This window comes from Streptomyces sp. sk2.1 (assembly GCF_008120935.1).
GTDB lineage: Bacteria > Actinomycetota > Actinomycetes > Streptomycetales > Streptomycetaceae > Streptomyces.
The window spans coordinates 29,038-52,525 of sequence record NZ_RDBO01000091.1 but is presented as its reverse complement, the minus strand read 5'-3'; the positions used below and the strand labels follow the sequence as shown (position 1 = coordinate 52,525).

General features: G+C 66.0%; 15 protein-coding genes and 4 pseudogenes. 9 read left to right on the top strand and 10 right to left on the bottom strand.

Going from position 1 to position 23,488, the window contains the following annotated elements; all coding sequences use genetic code 11:
• Positions 1 to 203 (top strand): DUF6924 domain-containing protein (locus EAO76_RS40305; protein ID WP_399463647.1); only part of this gene is annotated, 203 nt, incomplete at its 5' end.
• A 124-nt stretch (positions 204 to 327) separates the two neighbouring features.
• Here EAO76_RS40305 and EAO76_RS40300 read toward each other — a convergent pair.
• Together EAO76_RS40300 and EAO76_RS40295 are read right to left on the bottom strand one after the other, a co-directional pair.
• A protein-coding gene (locus tag EAO76_RS40300; RefSeq protein ID WP_148841211.1) for an IS3 family transposase occupies positions 328 to 1,538 on the bottom strand; the annotation gives its coding sequence in 2 pieces (ribosomal slippage) (positions 328 to 1,241 and positions 1,241 to 1,538; 1,212 coding nt in all).
• A 94-nt stretch (positions 1,539 to 1,632) separates the two neighbouring features.
• Positions 1,633 to 1,983, bottom strand: coding sequence for a transposase (locus EAO76_RS40295; RefSeq protein WP_148841210.1), 351 nt, complete (start codon positions 1,981 to 1,983; stop codon positions 1,633 to 1,635).
• Positions 1,984 to 2,219: 236 nt separating this feature from the next.
• On the opposite strand from EAO76_RS40295, the gene EAO76_RS40290 reads away from it, so the two are divergent.
• Complete coding sequence (locus EAO76_RS40290; RefSeq protein ID WP_148841209.1) at positions 2,220 to 2,651, top strand: protein-tyrosine phosphatase family protein; 432 nt, start codon at positions 2,220 to 2,222, stop codon at positions 2,649 to 2,651.
• A gap of 351 nt (positions 2,652 to 3,002) precedes the next feature.
• Here EAO76_RS40290 and EAO76_RS40280 read toward each other — a convergent pair whose 3' ends face one another.
• Positions 3,003 to 4,361 (bottom strand): hypothetical protein, encoded by a 1,359-nt coding sequence (locus EAO76_RS40280; protein ID WP_148841207.1) that lies wholly within the window; start codon positions 4,359 to 4,361, stop codon positions 3,003 to 3,005.
• Between the two features lie 88 nt (positions 4,362 to 4,449).
• On the bottom strand, positions 4,450 to 5,628 hold the full coding sequence (locus tag EAO76_RS40275) for an IS30 family transposase (protein ID WP_262376157.1): 1,179 nt from the start codon (positions 5,626 to 5,628) through the stop codon (positions 4,450 to 4,452).
• A gap of 6 nt (positions 5,629 to 5,634) precedes the next feature.
• Here EAO76_RS40275 and EAO76_RS47860 point away from each other — a divergent pair.
• Together EAO76_RS47860 and EAO76_RS47015 are read left to right on the top strand one after the other, a co-directional pair.
• A pseudogene (locus tag EAO76_RS47860) lies at positions 5,635 to 5,919 on the top strand (hypothetical protein); the annotation flags it as partial.
• Between the two features lies 1 nt (position 5,920).
• On the top strand, positions 5,921 to 6,364 hold the full coding sequence (locus EAO76_RS47015; protein WP_262376156.1) for a recombinase family protein: 444 nt from the start codon (positions 5,921 to 5,923) through the stop codon (positions 6,362 to 6,364).
• A 57-nt stretch (positions 6,365 to 6,421) separates the two neighbouring features.
• On the opposite strand, the gene EAO76_RS40265 is transcribed toward EAO76_RS47015, so the two are convergent.
• Positions 6,422 to 7,777 (bottom strand): DUF4157 domain-containing protein, encoded by a 1,356-nt coding sequence (locus EAO76_RS40265; protein WP_262376155.1) that lies wholly within the window; start codon positions 7,775 to 7,777, stop codon positions 6,422 to 6,424.
• A 242-nt stretch (positions 7,778 to 8,019) separates the two neighbouring features.
• Here EAO76_RS40265 and EAO76_RS40260 point away from each other — a divergent pair, with 242 nt between their 5' ends.
• Positions 8,020 to 8,814, top strand: coding sequence for a hypothetical protein (locus EAO76_RS40260; RefSeq protein WP_148841204.1), 795 nt, complete (start codon positions 8,020 to 8,022; stop codon positions 8,812 to 8,814).
• Positions 8,815 to 8,869: 55 nt separating this feature from the next.
• On the opposite strand, the gene EAO76_RS40255 is transcribed toward EAO76_RS40260, so the two are convergent.
• From EAO76_RS40255 to EAO76_RS40235, 4 genes are all read right to left on the bottom strand, one after another.
• Complete coding sequence (locus EAO76_RS40255) at positions 8,870 to 9,244, bottom strand: PIN domain-containing protein (RefSeq protein WP_187438994.1); 375 nt, start codon at positions 9,242 to 9,244, stop codon at positions 8,870 to 8,872.
• Positions 9,241 to 9,495, bottom strand: a complete 255-nt coding sequence (locus EAO76_RS40250; protein WP_148841203.1) for a hypothetical protein — start codon at positions 9,493 to 9,495, stop codon at positions 9,241 to 9,243. Before EAO76_RS40250 ends, EAO76_RS40255 begins: the two co-directional genes overlap by 4 nt.
• A gap of 465 nt (positions 9,496 to 9,960) precedes the next feature.
• Positions 9,961 to 10,266 carry a transposase gene (locus tag EAO76_RS40245; RefSeq protein ID WP_262376160.1) on the bottom strand — a complete coding sequence of 102 codons (306 nt, stop codon included), beginning with the start codon at positions 10,264 to 10,266 and terminating at the stop codon, positions 9,961 to 9,963.
• Between the two features lie 357 nt (positions 10,267 to 10,623).
• Positions 10,624 to 13,740 carry a VCBS repeat-containing protein gene (locus EAO76_RS40235; protein WP_262376154.1) on the bottom strand — a complete coding sequence of 1,039 codons (3,117 nt, stop codon included), beginning with the start codon at positions 13,738 to 13,740 and terminating at the stop codon, positions 10,624 to 10,626.
• Positions 13,741 to 13,963: 223 nt separating this feature from the next.
• On the opposite strand from EAO76_RS40235, the gene EAO76_RS40230 reads away from it, so the two are divergent.
• From EAO76_RS40230 to EAO76_RS40215, 4 genes and pseudogenes are all read left to right on the top strand, one after another.
• Positions 13,964 to 20,335 (top strand): RHS repeat-associated core domain-containing protein, encoded by a 6,372-nt coding sequence (locus EAO76_RS40230; RefSeq protein WP_262376153.1) that lies wholly within the window; start codon positions 13,964 to 13,966, stop codon positions 20,333 to 20,335.
• 153 nt (positions 20,336 to 20,488) lie between these two features.
• Positions 20,489 to 20,917: a hypothetical protein gene (locus tag EAO76_RS40225; protein ID WP_187438992.1), complete on the top strand. Its 429-nt coding sequence runs from the start codon at positions 20,489 to 20,491 to the stop codon at positions 20,915 to 20,917.
• Positions 20,918 to 21,103: 186 nt separating this feature from the next.
• Positions 21,104 to 21,794: pseudogene (locus EAO76_RS40220) on the top strand (transposase family protein).
• Positions 21,795 to 22,269: 475 nt separating this feature from the next.
• Positions 22,270 to 22,973: pseudogene (locus EAO76_RS40215) on the top strand (IS5 family transposase).
• A 21-nt stretch (positions 22,974 to 22,994) separates the two neighbouring features.
• Here EAO76_RS40215 and EAO76_RS40210 read toward each other — a convergent pair.
• Positions 22,995 to 23,180, bottom strand: a pseudogene (locus tag EAO76_RS40210) (transposase); the annotation flags it as partial.
• Positions 23,181 to 23,488 lie beyond the last annotated feature (308 nt).

Below are 23,488 nucleotides of genomic sequence, written 5' to 3'. Positions count from 1 at the left end.
TGCTGGCGGTCACCACGCTGACGCGGGAGGAGTGCGTGGACGACGAGGACTACGCACAGCTGACCGAGTTCGGCCGCCATTTCCGCACCATCCCCGCAAGACTCCACGAGGTTCACGCGAACCTGAGCATCGGCAACCTGGGCTTCGAGGAGTTTGCGGCATGGGCTCACGATGATCCCGAGGGGATCTTCCGGTCCTTCTGAATGGGTTCACGGAACTGCGGACAGAGCCTTGAAAACGGCCAGGAATGCTCCTCGCCTCACTCGCTCCGGTGTTCAACGAAGTGGGGAGTCTCAACGGGGCCTTGACCCCGGATCTTGAACACGCCTATGTGGCTTGGGCCAGGGTAGTTGATGCTGAGTGGAAGGTGTTCTCGTAGGCGATCGGGGATCGCTGTCCGAGGCGGGAATGCCGGCGTCGGGTGTTGTAGCGCGACAGCCAGCGGAAGGCGTCGAGTCGGGCCTCGCGCTCGTTCGGCCAGCCCTTTCGCCCCTTCAGCGTCTCCCTTTTGAAGGTCGCGTTGAACGACTCGGCGGCGGCGTTGTCGGCGCTGGAGCCGACCGCGCTCATGCTCTGCCGAACCCCCGCTGAACTGCAGGCTTCGGCGAATGCCCGACTCGTGTACTGGGCCCCGTGATCGGTGTGCATCACGGCTCCGATGAGGCTGCCGCGGGTCCGGATCGCGGCGGTGAGGGCGTCGGTGACGAGTTCGGTGCGCATGTGGTCGGCGATCGCCCAGCCGGCCAGACGCCGTGAGCAGAGATCGATGACGGTCGCGAGGTAGCAGAACTTCCCGCCGCCGATGGGCAGGTAGGTGATGTCGCCGACGTACTTCGTGTTCGGGGCCCCGGCGGTGAAGTCCCGGCCGATCAGGTCCGGTGCCTTCGCGGCGGCCGGGTCCGGGACGGTGGTGCGGTGCCGGCGTCGCAGACGGACTCCCTCGATCCCGATGGTCCGCATGATCCTCGCGACACGCTTGTGGTTGACCGCCCGGCCGGCGTCGTCGCGGAGTTCGGCGGTGATCCGCGGGGCACCGTAGGTGCCGTCGGATTCCTTGTGGACCTGGCGTATCCGGGCCGCAAGCCGGTCCTCGGCGGCCTGGCGGGCCGCCCGCGCGGGGGCGGTGCGGCGCCAGTAGTAGAAGCTGGAACGGGCGATCCCGAGAATTACGCAGAGCCGCTTGACGCCGTATCGGCGCTGATGATCGTCAACGAACTGGCAGCGGTTCACCAGCGCGTCTCCCCGGCGAAATACCGGGCAGCCTTGCGGAGAATGTCGCGTTCTTCCTCCAGCTCACGGATCCTCTTCCTCGCGGCGGCCAGCTCCGCCTGAACCGCGTCACCGCCAGACTGCGGAGCGGCCGTCGGCGCGGAGTGGGCGCCGGAGCGGCGCCCGTCGGCGGCCCGGATCCAGTTCCGCAGTGTCTCGGTGTTCACTCCGAGGTCGGCGGCGACCGACTTGATCGTCGCTCCCGGACGCGACCGGTACAGCGCGACTGCGTCCGCCTTGAACTCGGCGGGGTAGTGCTTCATCCCCACGGGGACTCCGTTCTCCTGGACCATCAAGATCCAAGTCTCTCCGGTGTCCAAGATCCGGGGTCAGGGCCCGTCTCGATGAACTGGAAGCGGTTGGTCACCAGGTCATCTCTTGTGCGAAAAACTTTGTCGCCTTGCGGAGAATGTCCCGCTCGGTGGCGAGCTTGTGCATCTCCTTGCGGGCTGCTGCCAGCTCCCGGCGCAGGGCCTCGTTCTCGGCCTGAAGCTCCTCGGCCGTCGGCGGGGAATCCACCGTGTTCTTCTCCGTGCTCGTACTCGTCGTGCTGCCCCCGCCGCGGCGGGCCCGTTCCGCCCGCACCCAGTTACGCAGCGTCTCGCGGCTGATCCCCAGATCCTTTCCGATGCCCTCGAAGGTGTGGCTCGGGTCCGACAGGTACAGCGCGACAGCGTCCGCCTTGAACTCGGGCGAGTAGACCTTCATCACCATAAAAGATGCCTCCTACCCGGCCCCTCCCGGGGCCGGGCTCAGAGGTGTCCACCACTCGGGGACAGGTCCCGCCGGAGAACCTGCGGCGCTACTTCCACCCGTGGGCAGAGGCGATCGCGGAGGTCACCGGTCTGCTCGCGCCCGGGGGCAGCAGGCGCTGAGTCCAGCCGCATGGTGCGCGAGGCAAGCGTTGCGATCACGGACTTGCTGGGCATGGACCCCTATAAGGTGCTCGCATGGGTGAGGACTGGAACTCGACAGACGGGATCCTGCGTTTTCCTTCAGGCGTGCTCGTGCGTGGCCGGGGTTTGCGTTACCCCCTGCCGTCAGGGCCGACGCCATCGTTCGCGGTTTACCTGCTCGGTAAGCAGCCTCCACCGACCGAGTGGGAGGCTCGATGGTTGCGGTGGCCTGACTTTCGCCTTCCCAAGGATCGCCGACAAGCTCGGGATGTGTTGCAGGAGGCGTTGACCCGGGCGGGGAACGAACGCGTTGAGGTCGCGTGCGGAGGCGGGCGTGGACGGACAGGAACAGCCTTGGCATGCATGGCTGTCCTTGATGGAGTTCCGCCAGACCAAGCCGTCGCGTTCGTTCGTCAGCACTACCACCCCCGCGCGGTGGAGACCCCCTGGCAGCGACGATTCGTACTGCGCTTCGAGGACGCATAGTGGCGTGTTTCGCATCGAGGGCTGCGTGCCTGACTGGCTCGCAGAGGGCACACATCAAGCCCGGCCGGCTACGCGCCAGCCGGGCTCACCTGTGGTGCGGACCGGTGTCGGTTAGTCTTCGGCGGCGTCGGGGTCGCGCAGCGGACGCAGGCCGCCAGGCGGGTCGGGAAGCTGGAAGGAGTACCGACCGAGCGGAGATCCTGGGCCGCTACCTGTTCAACATCAAGGCCAGCGGACCCGGCCAGGGCCTGCGCCCTCTCCGGGACCCSGACGCCGYCGAAGACGACGAGGGCAACGACTGAACCGGCGCGCGACGTCCTGTGGAGACGTGGCGCATACCAGCCCGAGCTGTCAGAACGGTGGTTCGGTGGAGTAGGCGCCGTCCCAGGCGGGTGTGGTCGGTTTGCTTATCGGCTGCTGGAGGAGTCGTACAGCGTCTTGGATGCGGCCGAGGTCGATAAGGCGCTCGGCACGAAGAGAGCTGTTGACTGCCGGGTGCTGTGCGAGGACTGCGTCGGCTTCCTCGGTGCGGCCGGCTTTGTCAAGCATGTCGGACAAGGCCCAGGCCGCGTACCAGGTGTCGCCCTCGGGGTGCGCCCGCGTCTGCTCGATCGCTTCGTCGAGCAGACCGCAGTCGGCCATGAGCGGAAGCCGCATTTGGAAGAGGTCCCAGTACTCCTTGCCGTCTCTTCGCGCCTTGATGGCATCGAGGTGGGCCAGGCCCTCTCGGGACCGACCGTGGTCGACGTACAGGGTGCAAAGAGTGTGGACGAGCCAGTCCTCCGCGTCGTGTTCGGTGAGCGCGCGCAGCACCTCGATCGCCTCGTTGCTCCGTCGGTGCCGGACCAGGAGCTCGGACAGCGGTACAGCCACATGCCACATGCCGGACGGCGTGGCACCGAACGTGCGGTAGGCGGCGATCGCGCCTTCCACGTCGCCGCGTTCCTCCAGTACTTCGGCAAGGCGCTGCACGGCGTGCCCGTGGTACTCGGACGCTGCGTACGCACGCAGTTCCGTGATCCGGTCGTGTCTGGCCAGCAGGTCAGCCAGCTGGTCACGGCCGTTGACGGAGGTGACCTCGCGGGTGTGCAGCAGGGTGATCGCCTCCTCGATCCGGCCCTGGCGTTCCCTGAGCGTGGCGAGCAGACCGACTGCGTTGAACGGTTCCCTCCGGAGGTTGTCACAGTCCGGGTCGTCACAGGCAGGGATCGCTGCTTCCATCCGGGCCTCCAACAGGGCCGCCGCTTCCTCGTCCATGCCCGCCGTTCCGGCGACGTCGACCAGGCACTCGGCGAGGAACCAGTCCTGGATCCCGGCACGCAGCAGCATGAACGCCTCGCCGCTGCGGTCGTGGCGGGCCAGCAGGCGTGCGAAGAAGACCAGCGCCAGCCGGTCACCGGCTTCCGCGTACGGGCGGGACAGCGCAATCGCCTCCTCCGCTCGGCCCCAGCCCTCCAGTAGCTCCGCCCGGGCTTGGGCCGCCGGCCACCAGTTCGTGGCGACGTACGGAGCGAGCACCTCCAACGCCTGCTCGCGCTGGCCCCGATGCCCAAGCAGCCGGGCCCACTCCAGCGCGCAGAACCACTCCCCGCGGCCGGCCTGGAACTCCACTTCCCGCTCATGACCGAGTTTGAGAAGCCGCGCCACCAGCGGCGGAGGAATGCAGCCCGTCAGCGTTCGGGCCCGGTAGTCAAGATCATCAGCGTCCACGACAGCGCACCTTAGCCCTCACCACCGACACAGCCCGCACGTCGGGGCCATCGCATGTGAGGGCAGGCGTCAATAAACGATGGCAAGCTCAAGCGGTCAGCGCATCACCGCTGTTCAGGAGGCCAGCGTAGACCTCTGCCGGAGTGCGATAACCGTGGGTCTTGCGCGGGCGATGGTTGAGCTCGTGGGCGATGGTGTCCAGGTCGGCCTGGCTGAACGTGCGGAGGTCCGCGCCCTTGGGGAGGTACTGCCGAAGCAGCCGGTTGGTGTTCTCGTTGGTGCCGCGCTGCCACGGACTGCGCGGCTTGCAGAGGTAGATCGGCATCCTTGTCTCGGCGGTGATGGCCTGGTGCTCGGCGATCTCCCGGCCCCGGCCCCAGGTGAGCGTTCGTCGTAGGTGGGGCGGGATGCTGAGGAGGCTCCTGGTGAGGTGCGGGGTGACCTGCTCGGCCTTGATGCCGTCTGGCAGCGCGACGATGGCCGTGTAGCGGCTGGTGCGCTCGACGAGTGTGGCGACCGCCGAGGGCCGGGTGCCCATCGCGAGGTCGCCCTCCCAGCGGCCGGGAACCTTGCGTTCCTCGACCTCGGCGGGGCGGGCGGTGATGGACACCATGCCGCGGATGATGCCCCGCCCGGTGGGCCGGCGGGCGATCTTCGGCCGGCGCATGGGCCTGCCTGACCGCAGCCGCTGGGTGAGGCTGCGGTCGATCGCCTGACGTCGGCGAGGGTCGTAGAGCGAGAGGTAGATCGCTTCGTGCGAGATCTGCATGGAGGCGTTGCCAGGAAACTGCCGTCGCAGCCATCCCACGATCTGCTCGGGTGACCAGCACAGAGCCAGCTTGGCTTCCACCAAGGCGCGTAGAGCAGGCCGCTTGGCGAGCTTGGCCCGCTTGGGGCGGCGCCCGCGCTCGTAGGCGGCTGCATCGGCCGAGGCGGCTCGGTAGCGGTCCCCGCCATCATTGCAGGCGATCTCGCGGGAGACGGTCGAAGGGGATCGGCCCAGCCGTTTGGCCAGCTGCCGGGCCGATCCCCCGGCGGCGATGCCGCAGGAGATCTCCTCGCGCTCGCTGCCGCTCAGATGCCGCTCTGAACGCGTCTGCGGGGTGAGGCGGACGCCGCCGCTCTGGTACAGGAAGCGACAGGCGTGCTGCATCGGCGCCCCGAGTGCCCGTCCGATCAAGCTGAACGACTGCCCCTCGCGCCAGCGTCTCCAGATCTCGTCCTGCTGAGCCGGCGAGAACCCGTAGTCACGCACCTGTGCCTCCACAATCACATGATCATCCGTGGGTGGTGCGTTGATCACTTGAGGGTGCCATCGTTTTCTGAAGATCGCCCCGAAGAGTCCCCCAGACCCCGCAGGGCCTTCAGAAACCCCTTCAAAAACCTGGGGGGTTCAACAACCCCAGACCACCGTTTCCTGACATGCTCCGGAGCCATGACCGCCCTCGAACCGGCCGACGGACCGGACCTCCTCGTCGCCGAACAGCTCGTCCGCGCCGAAATCAAGATCGGATACGCCAGAGTCTCCACCGGCGGGCAGAAGCTCGAACGGCAGGTCGATGCCCTCGCCGCCGCCGGATGCCGGATACCGGATACCGGATACCGGATACCGGAAGATCTTCGCGGACAAGAAGTCCGGCAAGAACGCCCTCCGCCCCGAACTGAAGGCGTGCCACGCCTTCCTCGACGCCAGCGACACCCTCGTGGTCCCCTCGCTCGACCGCTACGGCCGCAGCCTCCAGAGCCTCATCAACATGGTCGCCGAGCTACGCGACTGCGGGATCGGCTTCACCTCGCTGCACGAGAACCTGGCCACCGCCCCTGACGCCCGGGCTGTACGCTCCTGCCACGCCCCGGGGCAGGGCGACAGTCTCAGTCCTCCAGGGCGTACCGTACGGCGGCTGCCTTCCGGCGAGGGTGGACGCGATGGCCGGCCACTGGTCGACGACAGCGCCCCGAGCGGCGGCCTGATTCAGGCCCCCGTTCGGCGAGCATGCGGGTGACGCCGTGGGAAAAGCTGGCAGGTTCGCGACTGTTGCCCCGGCGGGAGGAAATGACACCTATGACGGGGCATAGCGCCTGGAGTCGGTGGTCTGTGGGCCGTAGAATTCCATAGTGAATGGGTGAATCCAGCCAGTCAACCCGTACTTTCGGTCGGCGGTTTCGTCGTGCCTGATGCCCTGTTCGGTCATGAGGTGCGCACAATCTTTACAGGCAGGATGGGTGGTGCGAATGATTCCACCGACACCGTTGCCGCCACCCCATACCTTTATTATTCTGCATTCCGCATGGTTGGAGGTGGTGCCCTTGTAGCCAGGGCACTCCACCAGATCTTTCGCCGGAAACCAGTCCGGTGGAGAACTATTCCGATTTCTAATTACTTCCACGGCATTCCGGATGTCATCGAAGAAGGCGGGCCGGTGAGGCCCGGAATTCGATAAGTACAAGGTTCCGTTGAGCAGGCCACATCCGGTGTTTCCCTGGGGGATGGACCAGATGGACGCAATGGACTCCAGGAACGACTCTGGGCTCGCGAGGCTTATTTCGTCGTACTGCGGCTGTGGTTGCGGCGGCTGCGCCTGCGGGATGGAAGGCAGTCGTTGGGAGGTGACGGGGTCGAGGCCAGCATAATCCCGAAGGATCGTCATCACCTGACCCAACGGGATCCGATCATTCTCAGCATCGGCCATCAAAAGGACTTCACTCTCCACCGCCTCATGCATTTCCCGAGGGAAATGCATGAGGATCTCGCCAATCGCTGCCCTTAATCTTCCTTCAGAAGATATGATGCGGTCCTGTGAATCGGTAATGACGCGCTGGACCACGCTTGTGTGCGCATCGGCAGCGCTGCTCCTGCCGGTGCCGCCCGCCGCAATGCCGGGAAGAGACGGCACGGCCCCGGACACGGCCCGGACGGCAGTGGCCTCCGCCTCACGTTCGAAGTGATCGGAAGGGTCGGAGACCCTTAGCCCGGATCCGTTGTCGGCGCCTGAAACGGGGCCTTGGCGTTGCTGGATAACGTGGGTGAGTTCGTGGGCAAGGGTGTGCTTGTCGGCGCCGCCGTCGCCGATGACGACATGGCTGCCGGAGGTGTAGGCGCGGGCGCCGACTTCGGCTGCGGAGGCCCTAGCGGCGCTGTCGTCGTGGATGCGGACATCGGAGAAGTCCACGCCCAGACGCGCTTCCATCTCGGAGCGCATTGCCACACCCATGGGCCTTCCGGGAGTGCGCAGGGTGCCATGGACGGCAGAACGCTGCACGACGGACCGCCCGTCCTGCCCAGCATGCCCGTTCCGCTCAACGTGGTCGTGGCCACAGCCGACGGAGGGCTGATGCTGCTCCTCGGCCCAGGGATGGCCCGCCTGGCGGAGCATCTGGAGGACGGTCGCGTTCCCGACAGCGGCCTGCAGCGCCATAAGACCGCGCGGAGGCACCCCGCTCCCCGCCGTCGACGTGCGGACCGCTGCTCGGCCGCGTTCGGCCTGCTGGGCTCTGTCATTGTCTTGGACACGCATAGAAGTGCCTTCCCACGCAGGAGTAGCAAATTTCTTCCTGCATAGGCGGTGGAAGATCGCGACACCAGGCCCCGGAGGGCAGACCGGGACGGCCGGACGGGCAGAATCGCCCGCAGGGTGGCACAGATCGGGCTCAAGCCGTCGTGGGCATCTACTACCTGGCCAAGGCCCAGCGCGACCTCGGGCGCACCGGTGCCTCCCGCCGGGGGATGCAGCTGGTGGCCGACGGCGGCGGCCGGCTCGCACCGGCCGCCCGGCGGGGCCTGGCCCACCTGGCCCGCCTCGACGGAGACTTCCCCACCGCCCTGGCCACTGCCCAAACCCTCGGCTGGCCCGGCCGCCACCACCGCGTCATGGGCGACGTGTGGTGGATCCAGGGCGACATGAACCAAGCTGCCACCGCCTACGAAGCAGCCCGCCACGACGCCGAACAGCACGGCGTCGCCGGTGAACAGGCCACCTCCCAGGCCCAGCGGGCCTTCGTCCTCGCCTTCACCGACCCCCGCCGGGCCGACGACGAACTCGAGACCGCCCAGCAGCTGCTCGACGGACTCGACCTGCGCGCCACCACCCTGACCACCCAGATCGCCGCCCTCGTCCGCGACGCGGGAACCACCCCGGACGTGGAGGACCGCGCCCGCGCCCTGCAGGCGGAAGCCGCCGCGGCCGGCATCGTCGCCGCCCAGGCCATGACCCACCTCGCGGTGTGCTTCCACCACGCCGTCCGAAACGACCACACCCGGGCCGGCGCCGCAATCTCCCGGCTGCGCGACCTCACCCGCGACCACTACACGTACTACGCCGACATCGCCCAGTTCATGACCGACGTGCCCCTCGACCAGGTCTCCGGAGCCCGGTGGCTGGACAGCGAACAGCACACCCGCGACCGCTGGCGGTCCCTGGTCACCGCACGGCAGGCACACCACAGCGGGCGCTGAAAGCGGCGAAGGGGGCTGTTTCCCGAAGGAAACAGCCCCCTTCCGGAGTTCGGGGTCAGGTGGGGTTCAGCGGGGTGATACCGGTACCCGCGTACAGCTCGGGCTCCAGGGACAGGACCGTGACCGGCTCCCCCGCCTTCACCGCGTGCCAGGCGATCGCAGCCGCGTGAGCCACCGGCCAGTCCACGCCTCTCCAGTCCATCGCGTCCACCGCGTGCCCGGCGGTGAACGGGACGTTCTCCGCGAACCGCAGGGACGCCGCGTGCCGGCCCGCCCCCGTGACCTGCCGCTCGGCAGCAAGGACCGACAGCGACGGGATGATGACGCGGCCGGTGCCGCGGGAGGCCTCGATGTACAGGCCAGTGAGGAAGGGATCCGCACGGTACAGAGCTGCCAGGGCGGTGTGGTCCAGGACGACCGTCAGACTCATGCGGCGGCGCCGCCCTGATGGGCACGGATCTTCGCCCAGGCATCCTGCCCGGCCCGCTGGACCTGCTCGGTGTACTCGATACCGAGCTCACGGGCCGCCTCGCCGGCACGCTGCTCACGCTCGGATTCCGTGAGCTCGCGGCCAGCGAGCTCCTCCAACAGCTCGGTGATGGTGGTACCGCGCTCGGCGGCGAGGACCCGCAGCCGGTCGCGCACTTCCTCGCTGGTCTTGATGCTCGTCGGTTTGCTCATACCACCGATTCTACCGCCGGTAGAACTCCTGGGAAAAGCGTCGCCGGTCCATGGCGATCGGGCCACCAGCCCCATACCGACTGCTGGCCGACCGGGGTCTGGACCCCTCTCGCATGCACTTGCGGAAGGGGGTTCTTGCCATCAGAGCCATCGGCGACCTTGAGGCAGGCCTGAACGCCCCGGCCCGGGCCTGCCTGACTTCATGACCAGTCCGAGGCTTCGATGGATACCAGGGGCGCACTTCACTCAGAGTGTGGCAAGTGTCACGCTATGCGTTCTGTTGATGGAGAGGGGTGAGTATCACCTCTAGCCGGGCCGCGAGCCGGTCCTCGGCGGCCTGGCAGGCCGCCCGCGCGGGGGCGGTGCGGCGTCAGTAGTAGAAGTTGGAACGGGCGATCCCGGGAATGACGCAGAGCCGCTTGACACCGTATCGGCGCTGGTGATCGTCAACGAACTGGCAGCGGTTCACCAGCGCGTCTCCCCGGCGAAATACCGGGCAGCCTTGCGGAAAATGTCGCGTTCTTCCTCCAGCTCACGGATCCTCTTTCTCGCGGCGGCCGGCTCCGCCCGAACCGTGTCACCGCCAGACTGCGGAGCGGCCGTCGGCGCGGAGTGGGCGCCGGAGCGGCGCCTGTCGGCAGCCCGGATCCAGTTCCGCAGTGTCGCGGTGTTCATTCCGAGGTCGGCGGCGGCCGACTTGATCGTCGCTCCCGGACGCGACCGGTACAGCGCGACTGCGCCTGCCTTGAACTCGGCGGGGTAGTGCTTCATCCCCACGGGGACTCCGTTCTCCTGAACCATCAAGATCCAAGTCCCTCCGGTGTCCAAGCTCCGGGGTCAGGGCCCTCGCCTCCTCAGCCTTCCCGAACTGTGACGCCTGATCCACCGACTCACCCACCGCCGACCAGCCTCGATCGACCACATCCTGCGCTGGTCCCACTGGCGCCGCCGACGACACCAAGCTCGGATCAGCCACTACCAACAATGCGGCCACACACCATCCGAGCCTGCCCAACCTTCAGGAAAAGCACCGTTGCAGTACCGGAAGCCGCCCCGACCGGCTCCCGCCGAGGTGGCCCGCACCGGACGAAACCGGTACGGGCCACCCCGGCCGTGCGCCCCCTGAGGTCAGCTCAGTGCCTGGAAGTTCTGCCATCCCGAGGTGCCCACGGCGACCCCGCTACCCGAGATGTTTGGGTAGAAGTAGAGCCGGGCATCGCCTCCGGTGGCCCAGATGTCGGCCTTGGCGTCGCCGTCGGCATCGGGGACAGCCGCGATCAGCGGACGATTGGCACGAGTCCAGCCGGATCCGATGGCGACGGACGCCGGGGCGGAGCCGAGCCCTTCGCCGGAGTCCCCCGTGCCCTCGTAAAGACGCAGTTCACCACTGGTTTTGTGCCGTGAGATCAGGTCGACACGACCGTTTCCGGTGCGGTCTCCCGGTGCGACGAGATCGTAGTCGGACCAGGATCCGTCGCCGATCAGGACGGGTGCCCGGCTCTGATCGAGGTAGAAGGATTCAGCGCCGAAGTAGAGCCAGATCCTGTTGCCTTCCTTGACCAGGAGGTCCGGGTAGCCGGGTACGTCGATGGTTCCGTCGCCGTCGGTGTCCAGAGGCCCGTCGACGTCTCCGACAGCGAGGATCTGATCGGCTGCCGCAAAGTGGTTGTTGGTCTCGTCGGCAACTTGCAGTTCCTGGGCGTCGAACTGGCAGGACTGGGATTGTCCGTCGGCCTGCTCGTCACGGCTTGTGCAGGCGAAGCCCAGCCCGTTGTTGGGGAACACGTGCAGAGTTTTGCCCCCGTCCCCCGGAATCGCTGCGACCAGGTCTTCGTAGCCATCCCCCGTCCAGTCGCCGCGGTGGGTGATGCCGGCCCCGTTGAAGTCGGTGTTTCCTGCCACGGTGGCGGTTCCCACGCGGCCGTTCCCCTGCCCTGGGTAGAGCCACAGTTCGCCGTCGGTGCGCACACCGTAGAGGTCCGCGTTGCCGTCACCGTTGAGGTCACCAGCCTTGTCCGGGATGGCAGGGCTGTTGGCGTAGAAGAGGTACTGCGCACTGTCGGACCGGTTCTTGGCCGTGTCGAGACTGCGGACGTGCACCCTTTGTGAGCCGGCCGAAGGCGGAGTCAGGGTGATCTTGCCGTCCTTCTTCCCGTCCCCGTCCAGATCTTCCGTGGGGGTGGTGGTGCGTACTGTGGTGTCCCAGTCGGTCCAGTACTCGTACGACGTCACGTCGTTGACGCCACCGTTGCCGATGATGAACGAGCCGGGCTTACGGGCTTCTCCCGTCTGTTGCGGCCAGCCGTCCGAGCCATCGGGGAAGTCGGTCGACTTGATGGTCGGCGGGGTACTCGGACGGTTGGGGTCGAAGACGAACCGGCAACCGGGCTGACCTGCGGCTGGTGTCCAGGAGGACTGAGAGGCGCTGTCCTCCGCCCGGGCCTTCCAGGAAAAGTTGCCGTTGGCGGTGGTGAGGTACTTCTGCAGTGTGGTCTTCGGCACCTTGAGCGCCGCGACCTTGCCGGAGGTCGTTGAAACCTTGGTGCTCACGATCAGGACCCCGTTGGGGTCGTCGTTGGGGTGATGGCCGGTGGCCCAGAGGTCGAACCGGGTGTTCACCGTGCCGCCGTCGGGGTCGCTGACCTTGGCGTTGAGCGTCACATCCGTGTTGCCGATGGAGATGAACGGAGCCGAAGTCAGGCAACCGCCCGAGCTGGGGCTGGTGTTCAGGCTGGTCGGTGCGTTGGGCACAGTGTTGTACTCGGTGGAGAGCACTGCTGACTTGGCGTCGAACTTCTTCCAGCTGTACACGTCCGCTTCATCGGTTGCCTGGAGGCCGAGCGTGATGTTGGGCCACTTCTTGCTCGCGGCTTCTGCGGCTCCGGAGGTCACATCGAAGGCAAGGTTTCCGCCTGGACATGACGAGCTGTAGCCCTTTGCATCGGTGACATCGTCAAGCTTTCGTTTCCAGAAAGATGTGCTGTTCTGGCTGTTCCAGTTGGTGGACGCCGAGATCGAGCCGGTCAGCCATACCTCCACCTTCTTCTTGGTGCATGACCACGACCACGAGTTCTTGGCCCTGAATGTGGACTTGATGACCTGCTTCTTCGTGTTCCAGAGGTTGTTGGTGTCCATACGGAACATGGAGCGGGCCAGCCCATTGGTCATGTTCTCGTATCCCACACGTGCGGTAGGTGTCGTTGCCCCGTCCCATCCAGCACCATTGAAGTACCCGGTGGTCGGTGTCTTCTTGTAGGCAATCGTCCATGCCTCACGCGCACCAGTGACAGCCGGATCGATGTATACGGGGTACTTCGTTCCTTCGCCCGTGAGCAGAGACTGGTCCGGCGACAGAGTCATCTGCTCGTCGGCGACCCGGATGGGTATGACCGATTCGCGGGCGCCGTGACCGGGTTCGAACTCGCCGTTCGGTGCCGGACCTCCGTCGGATGGCGTGGCCGAGCGGGCTGCAGCCGGAGTCGCGGCCGTACTGCTGTCCCACATGCGTGGCGCGGGGGCGACGAACACCTTCTGACCGGCGGGATCGGTGGCGGCAAGGTTACCGTCACCGTCGGTCGTGACGTTCAGCCCGTCGGTGGAAAAACTCAGCCCGATCGACCTGAGTTCTGGATTTGCAGCCGCTTCGGCGGACTTGACGACCAGGAGTTGACTGAATCCTGAATTGTTTGCCTTTAGTTTGAGGTCCACCCCGGGAAGAACTTCGGGATAGGTCGCCGTGCCCTCGGAGACCATGGGCTTCGGTAGTTCTTCGGGCCACCCGATAGAAAGGCTTCGACCATCGCGTGTCACTGTCACCAATGGACTGCTTCCGCCGCCTGAGAAACTCACACCGATGTCGGTTGCCTTTGCGGCTATTCGCCCGTTCGCTTCGGTTGCGAGGTCGGTGTTGATGTCGACCAGCTTATGATTCTTCCGAGTCCACTGAGGCGTTGCATAACTTTCCTGAGTGAAGGTCCCGGAGGGATTTGCGAATACCTGCGAGATCTCGGTCCGCTGCGAGAGAACCTCTACAGGTTCTCCGGTATCGGCTGCTTGGGCGAGGGCCTTTGCTTCTGCGTCGACGGACTTCAGGGCTCGGTCACTGACGGACGGACCTTCGTCCGGTGCCGCCGCGATCGCCTCCGTGGGTTGCGGAAGGGAAAGGGCAATCGCCAGCGCAAGCACCAACGACGCCATTGCGCCCTTCATGTTCACTTGTCCGTATTTTTCCCTGATGCGTCTCATTGGGAGAAGCCCCCTCCTGGTTGATCGAGATGCACCTTAGGTCGTGTTGGAAGTGTGAGGAATGTGATTTAGGTGTTGCGAGGCGGGCGACTGCTCGACCAATGACGAGATGGCTTGAATTAGATTCCGCAATTCATGAAATTTTGCCCAAAATGGGAATGATTCCCCTCTCTTTCTGGTCTGATTCTGGCGTGTAGTCGAGGGTGGATGGCTATTTTTGAAAGTGGAGGATGTGAAGGTCCTGCTACCTTCCGTGTCTGACTGTGATCTTTCTGTCCATCGGTGGGGAGTTCGGGGCATGGTGTGGGGCGGGCGCTTCTGCGCTGGACGTACGGCACGGCGGGTGCGGCTGATCGCTGCGGCCCTGACTGCTTTTCTGTTCGCAGGTTTGCTCTCCGGACCCGTCGTGGCTGCGGTGGAATTGAATCTGCCGAAGCTCAAGAAGACGGACCCTGTGCCGACCGCGTTGGTGGAGAAACGTTCATCCACCAAGCCGGATCAGACAGTCAAGCACTCCTGGGAAAAGCCGCAGGTGAGCTGGCCCCGGCCGGGCTCTGTCGCATCCGCCATCCCTGACCAGGGCTCCCGCAAAGCAGGCTCCCTGCCCGTTTACCTGGGCCGATCGACGAAAGCCGGGGACGCAGGCGGCCGTGCCGCGAATGCCGAGGGTCTCAAGTCCGCTCCCGGGCCGGCCGGTCCGGACCGGGTCCAGGTTCAGGTGCTCGACCGTAGGGTGGCCGAGGGTCTCGGCATCGAAGGGGTCCTGCTCGCAGTCCGTCCGACAGAGGGTGCTCCGGGCTCCGTGAAGGTGAAGCTCGACTACTCGGGCTTCCGCCATGCCTATGGCGGCGACTGGGCCTCCCGTCTGACCATGCGTACGGTTCCGGCCTGTGCGCTCACCACCCCGGAAGTCAAGGGCTGCAGCGTCGGCGGTGCACTTTCCGCGACCAATGACATCAAGGCGGGCTCCCTCGCCGCCGAAGTCGCTCTCCCCGCACCCGCTGTCTCGCCCGGATCCGCGGACCCGGGCGATGATCCGGTTCGCGGAACCTCGCGCCGGACAACGGCCATTGCCGCCGGCACCGTGCTTCTTGCTGCCACCGCCGCCGATTCAGGCCCCTCGGGGAATTTCAAGGCGACTTCCCTCGCCCCGTCCGCCTCATGGGCCGCCGGCGGTTCGAACGGTGCCTTCTCGTGGAACTACCCGATCGATGTGCCGGAGGTCCCGGGCAGGGCGGCCCCCGACCTGAAGCTCGGGTACTCCTCGCAGTCGATCGACGGCCGCACCGCCGCGACGAACAACCAGGCGAACAGCATTGGCGACGGCTGGTCGATGGAGCCGGGGTACATCGAGCGCCAGTACATCTCGTGCGCCGACGACACCGCCGACAGCAACACCACTGCCAAAGTGGGTGACCTGTGCTGGAAGACGGACAACGCGGTGATCAACCTCGGCGGGCAGACCAACACTCTTGTCAAGGACACGGCTTCGGGTGAGTGGCACCTGGAGAGCGATGACGGAACGAAGATCACCAAGCTGAAGAACACCGCTCTCGCCAACGGCGACAACGACGGTGAGCACTGGCAGGTGACCACCCCGGACGGCACTCGCTACTACTTCGGCCAGAACAGGCCCGACGGCTGGGCCGAAGGCAAGGACGAGACCAACTCCACCTGGACCGTGCCCGTCTTCGGCAACCAGACGAACGAGCCCTGTCATACGGCAGATTTCAAGGATTCCTGGTGCCGGCAGGCGTGGCGCTGGAACCTCGATGTGGTCATCGACACGCACAACGACGCGATGGTTTACTACTGGGACAAGGAATCCAACTACTACGGCCGGAACGTGAACCCCACGACGGGTGCTTCCACCGCCACGGTCTATGACCGGGGCGGATACCTCAAGCGCATCGAGTACGGGCTGCGTTCCAACGCCATCTACTCGGCCAAGGCGGCGGCCAAGGTTGACTTCACCCCGTCCGAACGGTGCCTGAGCGACTGCGGCACCTTCGACAAGGAGCATGCGAAGAACTGGCCGGACGTGCCGTTCGACCGGTACTGCGCTTCGGGCACGGAGTGCAAGGACCGCTACTCCCCGTCCTTCTTCAGCCGCAAGCGGCTGACGACGATTGCCACATCGGTCCTGACCGGCGGGGCCTACAAGCCGGTCGACACCTGGAAGCTGGAGCACTCCTTCCCCGCCACCGGTGACGGCAGTGACCCGGCCCTCTGGCTGACCTCCATCACCCGCACCGGCCACACCGGAACCGGCGACGTCACCCTGCCGGCCGTGAACTTCAAGGGACTCACCCTCCCCAACCGGGTCGAGGGCGCCACCACCGGCGGCAAGCCCGACCCCGTGCCCCCCATGTGGCGCTACCGCGTCTACGGCATCGACACCGAGAGCGGCGGCTCCCTCGGAATCACCTATTCGCAGGCGGATTGCAAGGCCGGCAGCGTACCTGCTCCGGAGTCCAACACCCGGCGCTGCTACCCGGTGAAGTGGTCGCCGCCGGACGCTCCGGGGGCGGAGTACGAGCCCTACCTCGACTGGTTCCACTCCTATGTGGTCACACAGATCCTGGAGAACCCGAACACCGAGGGTGCCGTCGCCAAGCAGACGGATTACTCCTACCTGGACGGCATGGCCTGGGCCAAGTCCAAGGACGACGAGTTCACCAAGGCCAAGCACCTCACCTACAGCGACCGCAAGGGCTACGGCCGCGTGCAGGTCCGCACCGGAGCCGCACCCGACAAGCGCACCCTGCAGGAGTACCGCTACTTCCGCGGGATCGACGGCGCTTCGGTCAAGGACCACGAGGGCATCGCGGTCACCGACAAGGAGCCCTTCGCCGGCATGACCCGTGAACTGGCGGTGTACAACGGCGACGGCGGCAAACTGGAGTCCACCACCAGTTACGAACCCTGGCTGTCCGCCGCCACCGCCACCGAGAAGCGGCCGGAGAACCTTCCCGACCGCAAGGCGTACGCCACCGGCGGCAAGAGCGAGCAGCACAGGACAGCAGTGGGAGCGGGCTGGCGCACCACCAGGATCGAGCGGACCTTCGACCCCGTCGGCCAGGTCCTGACCGAGTCCGCTCTCGGTGATACGGCCAAGAGCGGCGACGAGGAATGCACCACTACCACCTACGTCCGTAACACGGCCAAGAACATTCTCAACCTGGTCGCCGAGACCAAGACCGTGGCCAAGCCGTGCGGCACAGCCCCGACGCTGCCCGCTGACCTGATCTCGACGGACCGTCGTTACTACGACAACGCGACCAGCCTGACCGCCGAGCCCATCAAGGGCGACGTGACCCGGCTCGACGAGCAGGACGACAAGGGCACCGGCTACCTCACCACCGCCACCCACACCTACGACCAGCACGGTCGTGAGAAGTCCTCGACGGACGCACTCCAGAAGACGACGACGACCGATTACGTTCCGACGACCGGCGAGGCACCGACCTCGATCAAGGTGACCAATCCACGCGGTCACGTCACTACCACGACGTACGACCCTGCCCGAGGCGTGGCCGTAGCCGAGGTGGACCCCAACAACAAGCGCACCGACGCTGTGTACGACGGCCTCGGCCGCCTGCTGAAGGTGTGGCAGCCGGGCTGGGCCAAGGCGGACCACCCGGACAAGCCGTCGGCCGAGTACGCCTACACCATCTCCAAGACAGCCGACAACGCCGTCACCACCAAGACGCTGAAGCAGAACGGCGACTACCGCACCACCTACAGCCTGTACGACAGGCTCCTGCGCGAGCGCCAGACCCAGGCCCCGGCCACCGGCACCAAGAACCGGATCATGACCGAGACCATGTACGACACCCGCGGCTGGGCCTGGCAGACATACGCCCCCTACTACGCCGACGGCCTGCCCGAAGCGAAGCTGGCGACCGCCGCCGTCAACACCATCCCCGCTGCCGCCCAGAACATCTACGACGGAACCGGCCGGATCACCGACACGCTGTCCTTGAAGTTCGGCGACGAGCAGTGGCGCACCACCACGGTGTACGAAGGTGATCGCACCACGGTCATCCCGCCGAAGGGCGGCACGGCCACGACGGTCGTGACCGACGCCCGCGGCCGGACCACTGACCGTCTCCAGTACACCGATGCCGCACGGACCAACGCGCAGACCACCACCTACGCTTACGGCAAGTACGACGAGCCCACCGGCGTCACCGACCCGAACGGCAACACCTGGCGCTACACGTTCGACAGCCGCGGCCAGAGGACGGTCGTCGACGACCCCGACGCCGGTATCACCCGCACCGAGTACGACAAACTCGGCAGGACGACCACCGTCACCGATGCCAACAAGACCACACTGACCACGGAGTACGACGAGCTCGGACGCAGGACCAAGCTCAAGCAGGGGGAGACCACCCAGGCTTCCTGGACCTACGACACCCTCGCCAAGGGCCAGTTGACCAGCAGCACCCGCTACGTCGACGGCGCCGAGTACACCGAGGCGACCGACACGTTCGACGACCGCTACCAGCCCACCTCCACCACCGTCACCATTCCGTCGCAGGCAGGTGACCTCGCGGGCACCTACACCTGGACCTACGGCTACAAGGCCGAGACGGGCGCTCTCCTCTGGACGCTGAACCCGGCGGTCGGCAACGTTCCCTCGGAACGGGTCATCACCAACTACAACAGCGACGACCAGCCGTTCCGGACCAGCGGACAGATCGGCGCCCTGGTCGGCAACACCCTGTACGACGTTTTCAGCCGTCCGACCCGCCTGGAATACGGGGCGACTCTGGGCAAGAAGGCATACAAGTCCCTCGTCTACGACGAGCACACCGGCCGCCTGGTGCAGCAGACCACCGATCGCGACCTGGCGCCACAGCGCGTGGACGACAGCACCTACGCGTACGACCCGGCCGGCAACGTCACCGGAGTCACCACTGCCAGTGGCCAGGACGCCCAGAGGTCCGTGGACACCCAGTGCTTCACCACCGACCCGCTGGGCCGGCTCACCGAGGCGTGGACCGCGAAGGCCGACTGCGATCACACAGCCGGGCCGACCCAGGACACGGTTGGCGGGCCGGACGCGTACTGGCAGAGCTACGGCTACGACAAGCTCGGCAACCGCACCAGCCAGACCGACCACGCCACCACCACTGCCGGTACGGACGTCACCACCGACTACACCCACCCCGCCCCCGGCGCCAAGCGCCCGCACGCGGTCCAGCAGGCCAAGGTCACCGGCGGCCCCGACAACGGCCGGACCACCGCCTTCGAGTACGACGACAACGGCAACACCACCAAGCGCACCACCGGCTCAGCCACTCAGGAACTGACCTGGGACCCCGAAGGCCACCTCAAGTCCCTCACCGAGGCTGGCAAGACCAGCAGTTACGTCTACGACGCCGACGGCAACCGCCTCATCGCCAAGAACGCCGACGGCTCCAGCACCCTCACCCTGCCCCAGGGCAACGAACTCACCGCCACCGCCAACGGCACCAAGACCGGCACCCGCTACTACACGCACAACGGCGAAACCGTGGCCGTCCGCACAGGAGCGACCACCGCATACCTCATCAGCGACCACCAGGGCACCGCACTGACCGCCATCACGGTCGGAACCCTCGCCCTCACCCGCCGCAAGCAACTCCCCTTCGGACAACTCCGCACCACCCAGTCCGCAGCCTTCGGAACCCGAGGCTTCGTCGGCGGCACCAACGACCCAACCGGCCTCACCCACCTCGGTGCCCGCGAATACGACCCCGCCCTCGGCCGCTTCCTCTCCGTCGACCCCATCATCGACACCAACGACCCCGCGCAGATGAACGCGTACAGCTACGCCCACAACAACCCCCTCACCAAATCCGACCCCGACGGCCTCCGCCCCGACGGCCCGGCCGGCGGCGCCTCGTACAACGACGACGCCTGGGCACGGGACCGCGGAATGGACGCCGGATATGTTCTGAAGGGCAGCAAGTGGGTCTGGCAGCAGAAACCCATGAAGGACCCGGAGTCCCAGTTCCTCTACGCCGCGTACCGCCAGAACACCAGCGGCTACCTGATCAACGACTACTACGCGAAGCAGCGGGCGAACAAGGCAGCGCAGTACCGGGCGCAGGCCAAGCTGGCTGAGCAGCGACGTAAAGCTGAGGCTGAGCGTCGCAAAAAAGACAGCATCTGGGGAAAGATAAAGGGAGGTTTCAATAAGGCGAGAGATTTCGTAAATGACAACCCGAAGTTTTTCGGGTACCTCGGTGTGGGCCTTGGGGTCGTATCTATGATCACTCCTCTCGGCCCCATAGCGGCTGGTGCATTTTATCTAGGGGCGGCCATCGCTGTCACGACAACGGCAGACGCATGCGCCAGGAAGAACTGGAATGGATGCGCAACCGGGGCGCTAAGTCTAGGGTTCGCCGGTATGGGGGTTGGTGCGGGTGCGATCGCGAAAGGTCTTTTCAATGAAGCTAAGGAAGTCGGAAAGATCAAGGGTGCGGCGTTTAAGGGTACAGGGTATATGATGAGGCTTGCCAGAAAGGGGGCAGATGCTGCTTCAGTGCTGGCTACAGGTATAGCCATAAACACCCCCTTGCTGGAACCGGATCGTAATTAATCTACTCCTCTGCTGAAGGACTGCATCCAGGTGGCAGTGAAGGGTAGGGCAGGGCTGACTGCATCACTGCCGAGGCCCAGATTCGGCTCGGATTCCTGCCCCCTGTTGGCCTGGGAGGTGTGGCAGATTGACCGGATTGCAGATGGGGGAAACATGGGAAATATTGCGGCTCAGGTAAACAGTTCATTTGACGGCCGGGTGAAGTGGAGATCCCGTTATCTGATTCACAAGGCCCGCCGCCAAGGCCGGACTGGTCTGCTCGTTCAGGTAGACTTGCGCGATCCCCCTCGCAGCTGGTCGCCCAAATGGTGCCTGGTGTCTGTCACGGAAGGCGGACGTGAGCTTTGCGGCGTGGACCGGACTAGCATCAGAAAAGTTCGCTTCATCCCTCTATCTCCAGGGTCGCATTTGCTGCAGCTTGATGTTATTCGGACGCGTAAGAAACGTTCCACAAGAGTCGAGCAGAAGGTCGTGCTCGACCAGGGAGACCTGGTGCTGGTGACGTGTGATCCTGTTCAGCCGAACGTCTTCTACCGGCGCAGCCCCGTAGTAGATACATGGAGTCTGCAGATCATTCAGTGAGCCTCTTTCATCCTGCCTTGGGAGGATGAAAGGCCTGGTCAGCTGGGCGGTGACGTGACAGAGCCCCCGGTCGTTGGCGGTGTTGATTCCACTCGACACTGCCGACAGCCCGGGGGGGCTCTGTTGGTTCCGTATCCTTCCATGCTCGACGTCCCGCATGAGCTGGTCGAGCACGTCTCCTGGCTCATCTACGCCCGAAGGCGTGAACTGAAGTCGACCTGGCGACGGCTCGGTTGCTTCAAACAGGCCCTGCTCGCCCTGGCACACCTCCGGAAGAACGAGACGTTCGCCCAGGTGGGAGCCGGGTTCGGTGTTTCGCAGGCAACGGCCTGGCGGTACGTCGACGAGACCCTCGATGCCCTCGCGGCCCGGGCGCCCGGCCTGCATGAGGCCCTGACCGGCCTGGGCGAGGGCGATTCCGTCATCGTCGACGGCACCCTCATCCCCACCGACCGCATCGCCGCCGACGAGCCGTACCACTCCCAGAAACACAAGCAGCACGGCATGAACGTGCAGGTCATCGCCCGCCCCGACGGCACACCCCTGTGGTTCTCCCGGGCCACGCCCGGGAGAACCCACGACCTGACCGCGGCCCGCGCCCACGGCATCGTGCAGGCATGCCTGACCCGGCAGATCCTCGTCCTCGCGGACCGCGCCTACCAGGGCACCGGCGCCACGGTCCGCACCCCGTACAAGAACCACCGAGCACTACCAGCAGTTCAACCGCGACCACGCCCGACTCCGAACACCCGGCGAACGCGCCTTCGCGCAGCTCAAGTCCTGGCGAATCCTCCGCCGAGCCAGATGCTCCACACGCCGCATCGACACCATCGTCCAAGCCATCCACACACTGCTGACCTGCAGCTATTCAGGATGAAAGAGGCCCGCTCACTGGAAAAGGTCCGGCCGGGGCTGAAGGTTCCTACGCCGCCCAGCTCCCGCCGAACCCCTGAAACAGCACCCGGAACAACGGAGTACCACATGCACAGTAACCGCCACCCTGAGACCACAGTCCAAACCAGCCGAATCCGCTGCGCGAAGCACTGGCTCGCCCGACGCAGCCGCGCACTGCTCCAGCGCCCTCCGCGGCGCCGCCTACGCCACAGGGGCCGGAATCGTCGGTCTCGGTTTTTGGTGGGTCCAGCAGCAGCTGTAGACCGAGCACCCCGGTACGGCACCGCCCAGCGCGTCTGCCTCGACGATCCTGTTCGTGGCCCGTTCGGCTGCCGCGCCGGCACTGGCCTCGGCGAGGGTTTCGGCCCCGGCGCCGTCGCTCCCGCCCTGAACGCGGACTCTGCCGGTGGACGACGCCCTGGACACGGCGGGCAGGCCCAGCAGGAGCCGAAACGGCCGTGCCCCGGCGACCAGAAGCTCCGCTGCTGCCGCCCCGGCCGCCGCGGCGTCATCGGTATCCCGGGCGGTTGCCGGCGGACGACCGTGCGGCTCTTCGGGGCATCGTGTACGTGCTGCGCAAGAACGTCAGCTGGAGAGACGTGCCCGCCGAGCGGACCGGCTGCAGTGGGGTGACGGCCTGGCGGCGGCTGCGGGACTGGTCGAGGTGCGCGATCGACTCGGTGAACATGCGGGCTTTGAAAAGGGGGACCTGACAGGTCCGAATCCTGTCGACCGGGGCAAGTACGGGTCGAAGATCCACCTGATCACCGAGCGGACCGGTCTGCCCCTCTCCGTCGGCATCTCCGGCGCCAACCTGCACGACAGCCAGGCCCTGATCCCGCTCGTGAAGGGCATACCGCCCATCAGATCCCGGCGGGGCCCACGCCGGCGCAGGCCCGCAAAGCTCCACGCCGACAAGGGCTACGACTACCGCCACCTGCGGCAATGGCTGACACAGCGAGGCATCCGGCACCGCATCGCCCGCAAGGGCATCGAGTCCTCACAGCGACTCGGCCGACACCGCTGGACCATCGAACGCACCATGGCCTGGCTCGCCGGCTGCCGCCGACTCCACCGCCGCTACGAACGCAAGGCCGAACACTTCCTCGCCTTCACCAGCATCGCCTGCACCCTCATCTGCTACCGCAGACTCACCAAATGAGATGGCTTCTTACTGATCGTTTCAGAATGAGGTTCGGAGTCGTCTCAAACAGATGATGCTGCAGGCGAGTTGGAGCAGTCCGAGGTGGAGGTCGGCGCGTATCTCGTAGCGGATCCGCAGTCGTTTGAACTGGTGGAGCCAGGCGAAGGTCCGCTCCACGACCCAGCGCGTCTTGCCCAGCCCCGAGCCGTGCGGGACACCTCGAGAGCCGTGCGGGACACCTCGATCTCGTCGTTGGCCCGGAACCGCTCCGCTCCGGTGACCAGCCGGCCGGGCACCGGCACGAAGCCCGCGTCGGGCTCGTAGAGCCCCGCGTCGGGCTCGTAGAGCCGGTCCAGGACCGCCGGATCGAAGGTGTTGAAGGCCCGGGCGAAGACGAACGGATGGTCGGCGGCCCTGCGGGCCAGGGCCGGACCGGGATGATGTGTCATGTGGCAAGCGAACAGTCCGACGGCATACGTCACCAAACGGAAACCCACGTCTGGGACGCGGAGTTGGTACCAGGGCAGTCGGGC

What these genes read in the sequence shown, in the direction of transcription:
- EAO76_RS40295 (WP_148841210.1), bottom strand. Translation starts at nt 1,983, where the DNA reads ATGGTGATGAAGGTCTACTCGCCCGAGTTCAAGGCGGACGCTGTCGCG.
- EAO76_RS40255 (WP_187438994.1), bottom strand. Translation starts at nt 9,244, where the DNA reads ATGAGTCTGACGGTCGTCCTGGACCACACCGCCCTGGCAGCTCTGTAC.
- EAO76_RS47015 (WP_262376156.1), top strand. Translation starts at nt 5,921, where the DNA reads ATGCCCTCGCCGCCGCCGGATGCCGGATACCGGATACCGGATACCGGA.
- EAO76_RS40235 (WP_262376154.1), bottom strand. Translation starts at nt 13,740, where the DNA reads ATGAGACGCATCAGGGAAAAATACGGACAAGTGAACATGAAGGGCGCA.
- EAO76_RS40225 (WP_187438992.1), top strand. Translation starts at nt 20,489, where the DNA reads ATGGGAAATATTGCGGCTCAGGTAAACAGTTCATTTGACGGCCGGGTG.
- EAO76_RS40290 (WP_148841209.1), top strand. Translation starts at nt 2,220, where the DNA reads ATGGGTGAGGACTGGAACTCGACAGACGGGATCCTGCGTTTTCCTTCA.
- EAO76_RS40265 (WP_262376155.1), bottom strand. Translation starts at nt 7,777, where the DNA reads ATGGCGCTGCAGGCCGCTGTCGGGAACGCGACCGTCCTCCAGATGCTC.
- EAO76_RS40245 (WP_262376160.1), bottom strand. Translation starts at nt 10,266, where the DNA reads ATGAAGCACTACCCCGCCGAGTTCAAGGCAGGCGCAGTCGCGCTGTAC.
- EAO76_RS40250 (WP_148841203.1), bottom strand. Translation starts at nt 9,495, where the DNA reads ATGAGCAAACCGACGAGCATCAAGACCAGCGAGGAAGTGCGCGACCGG.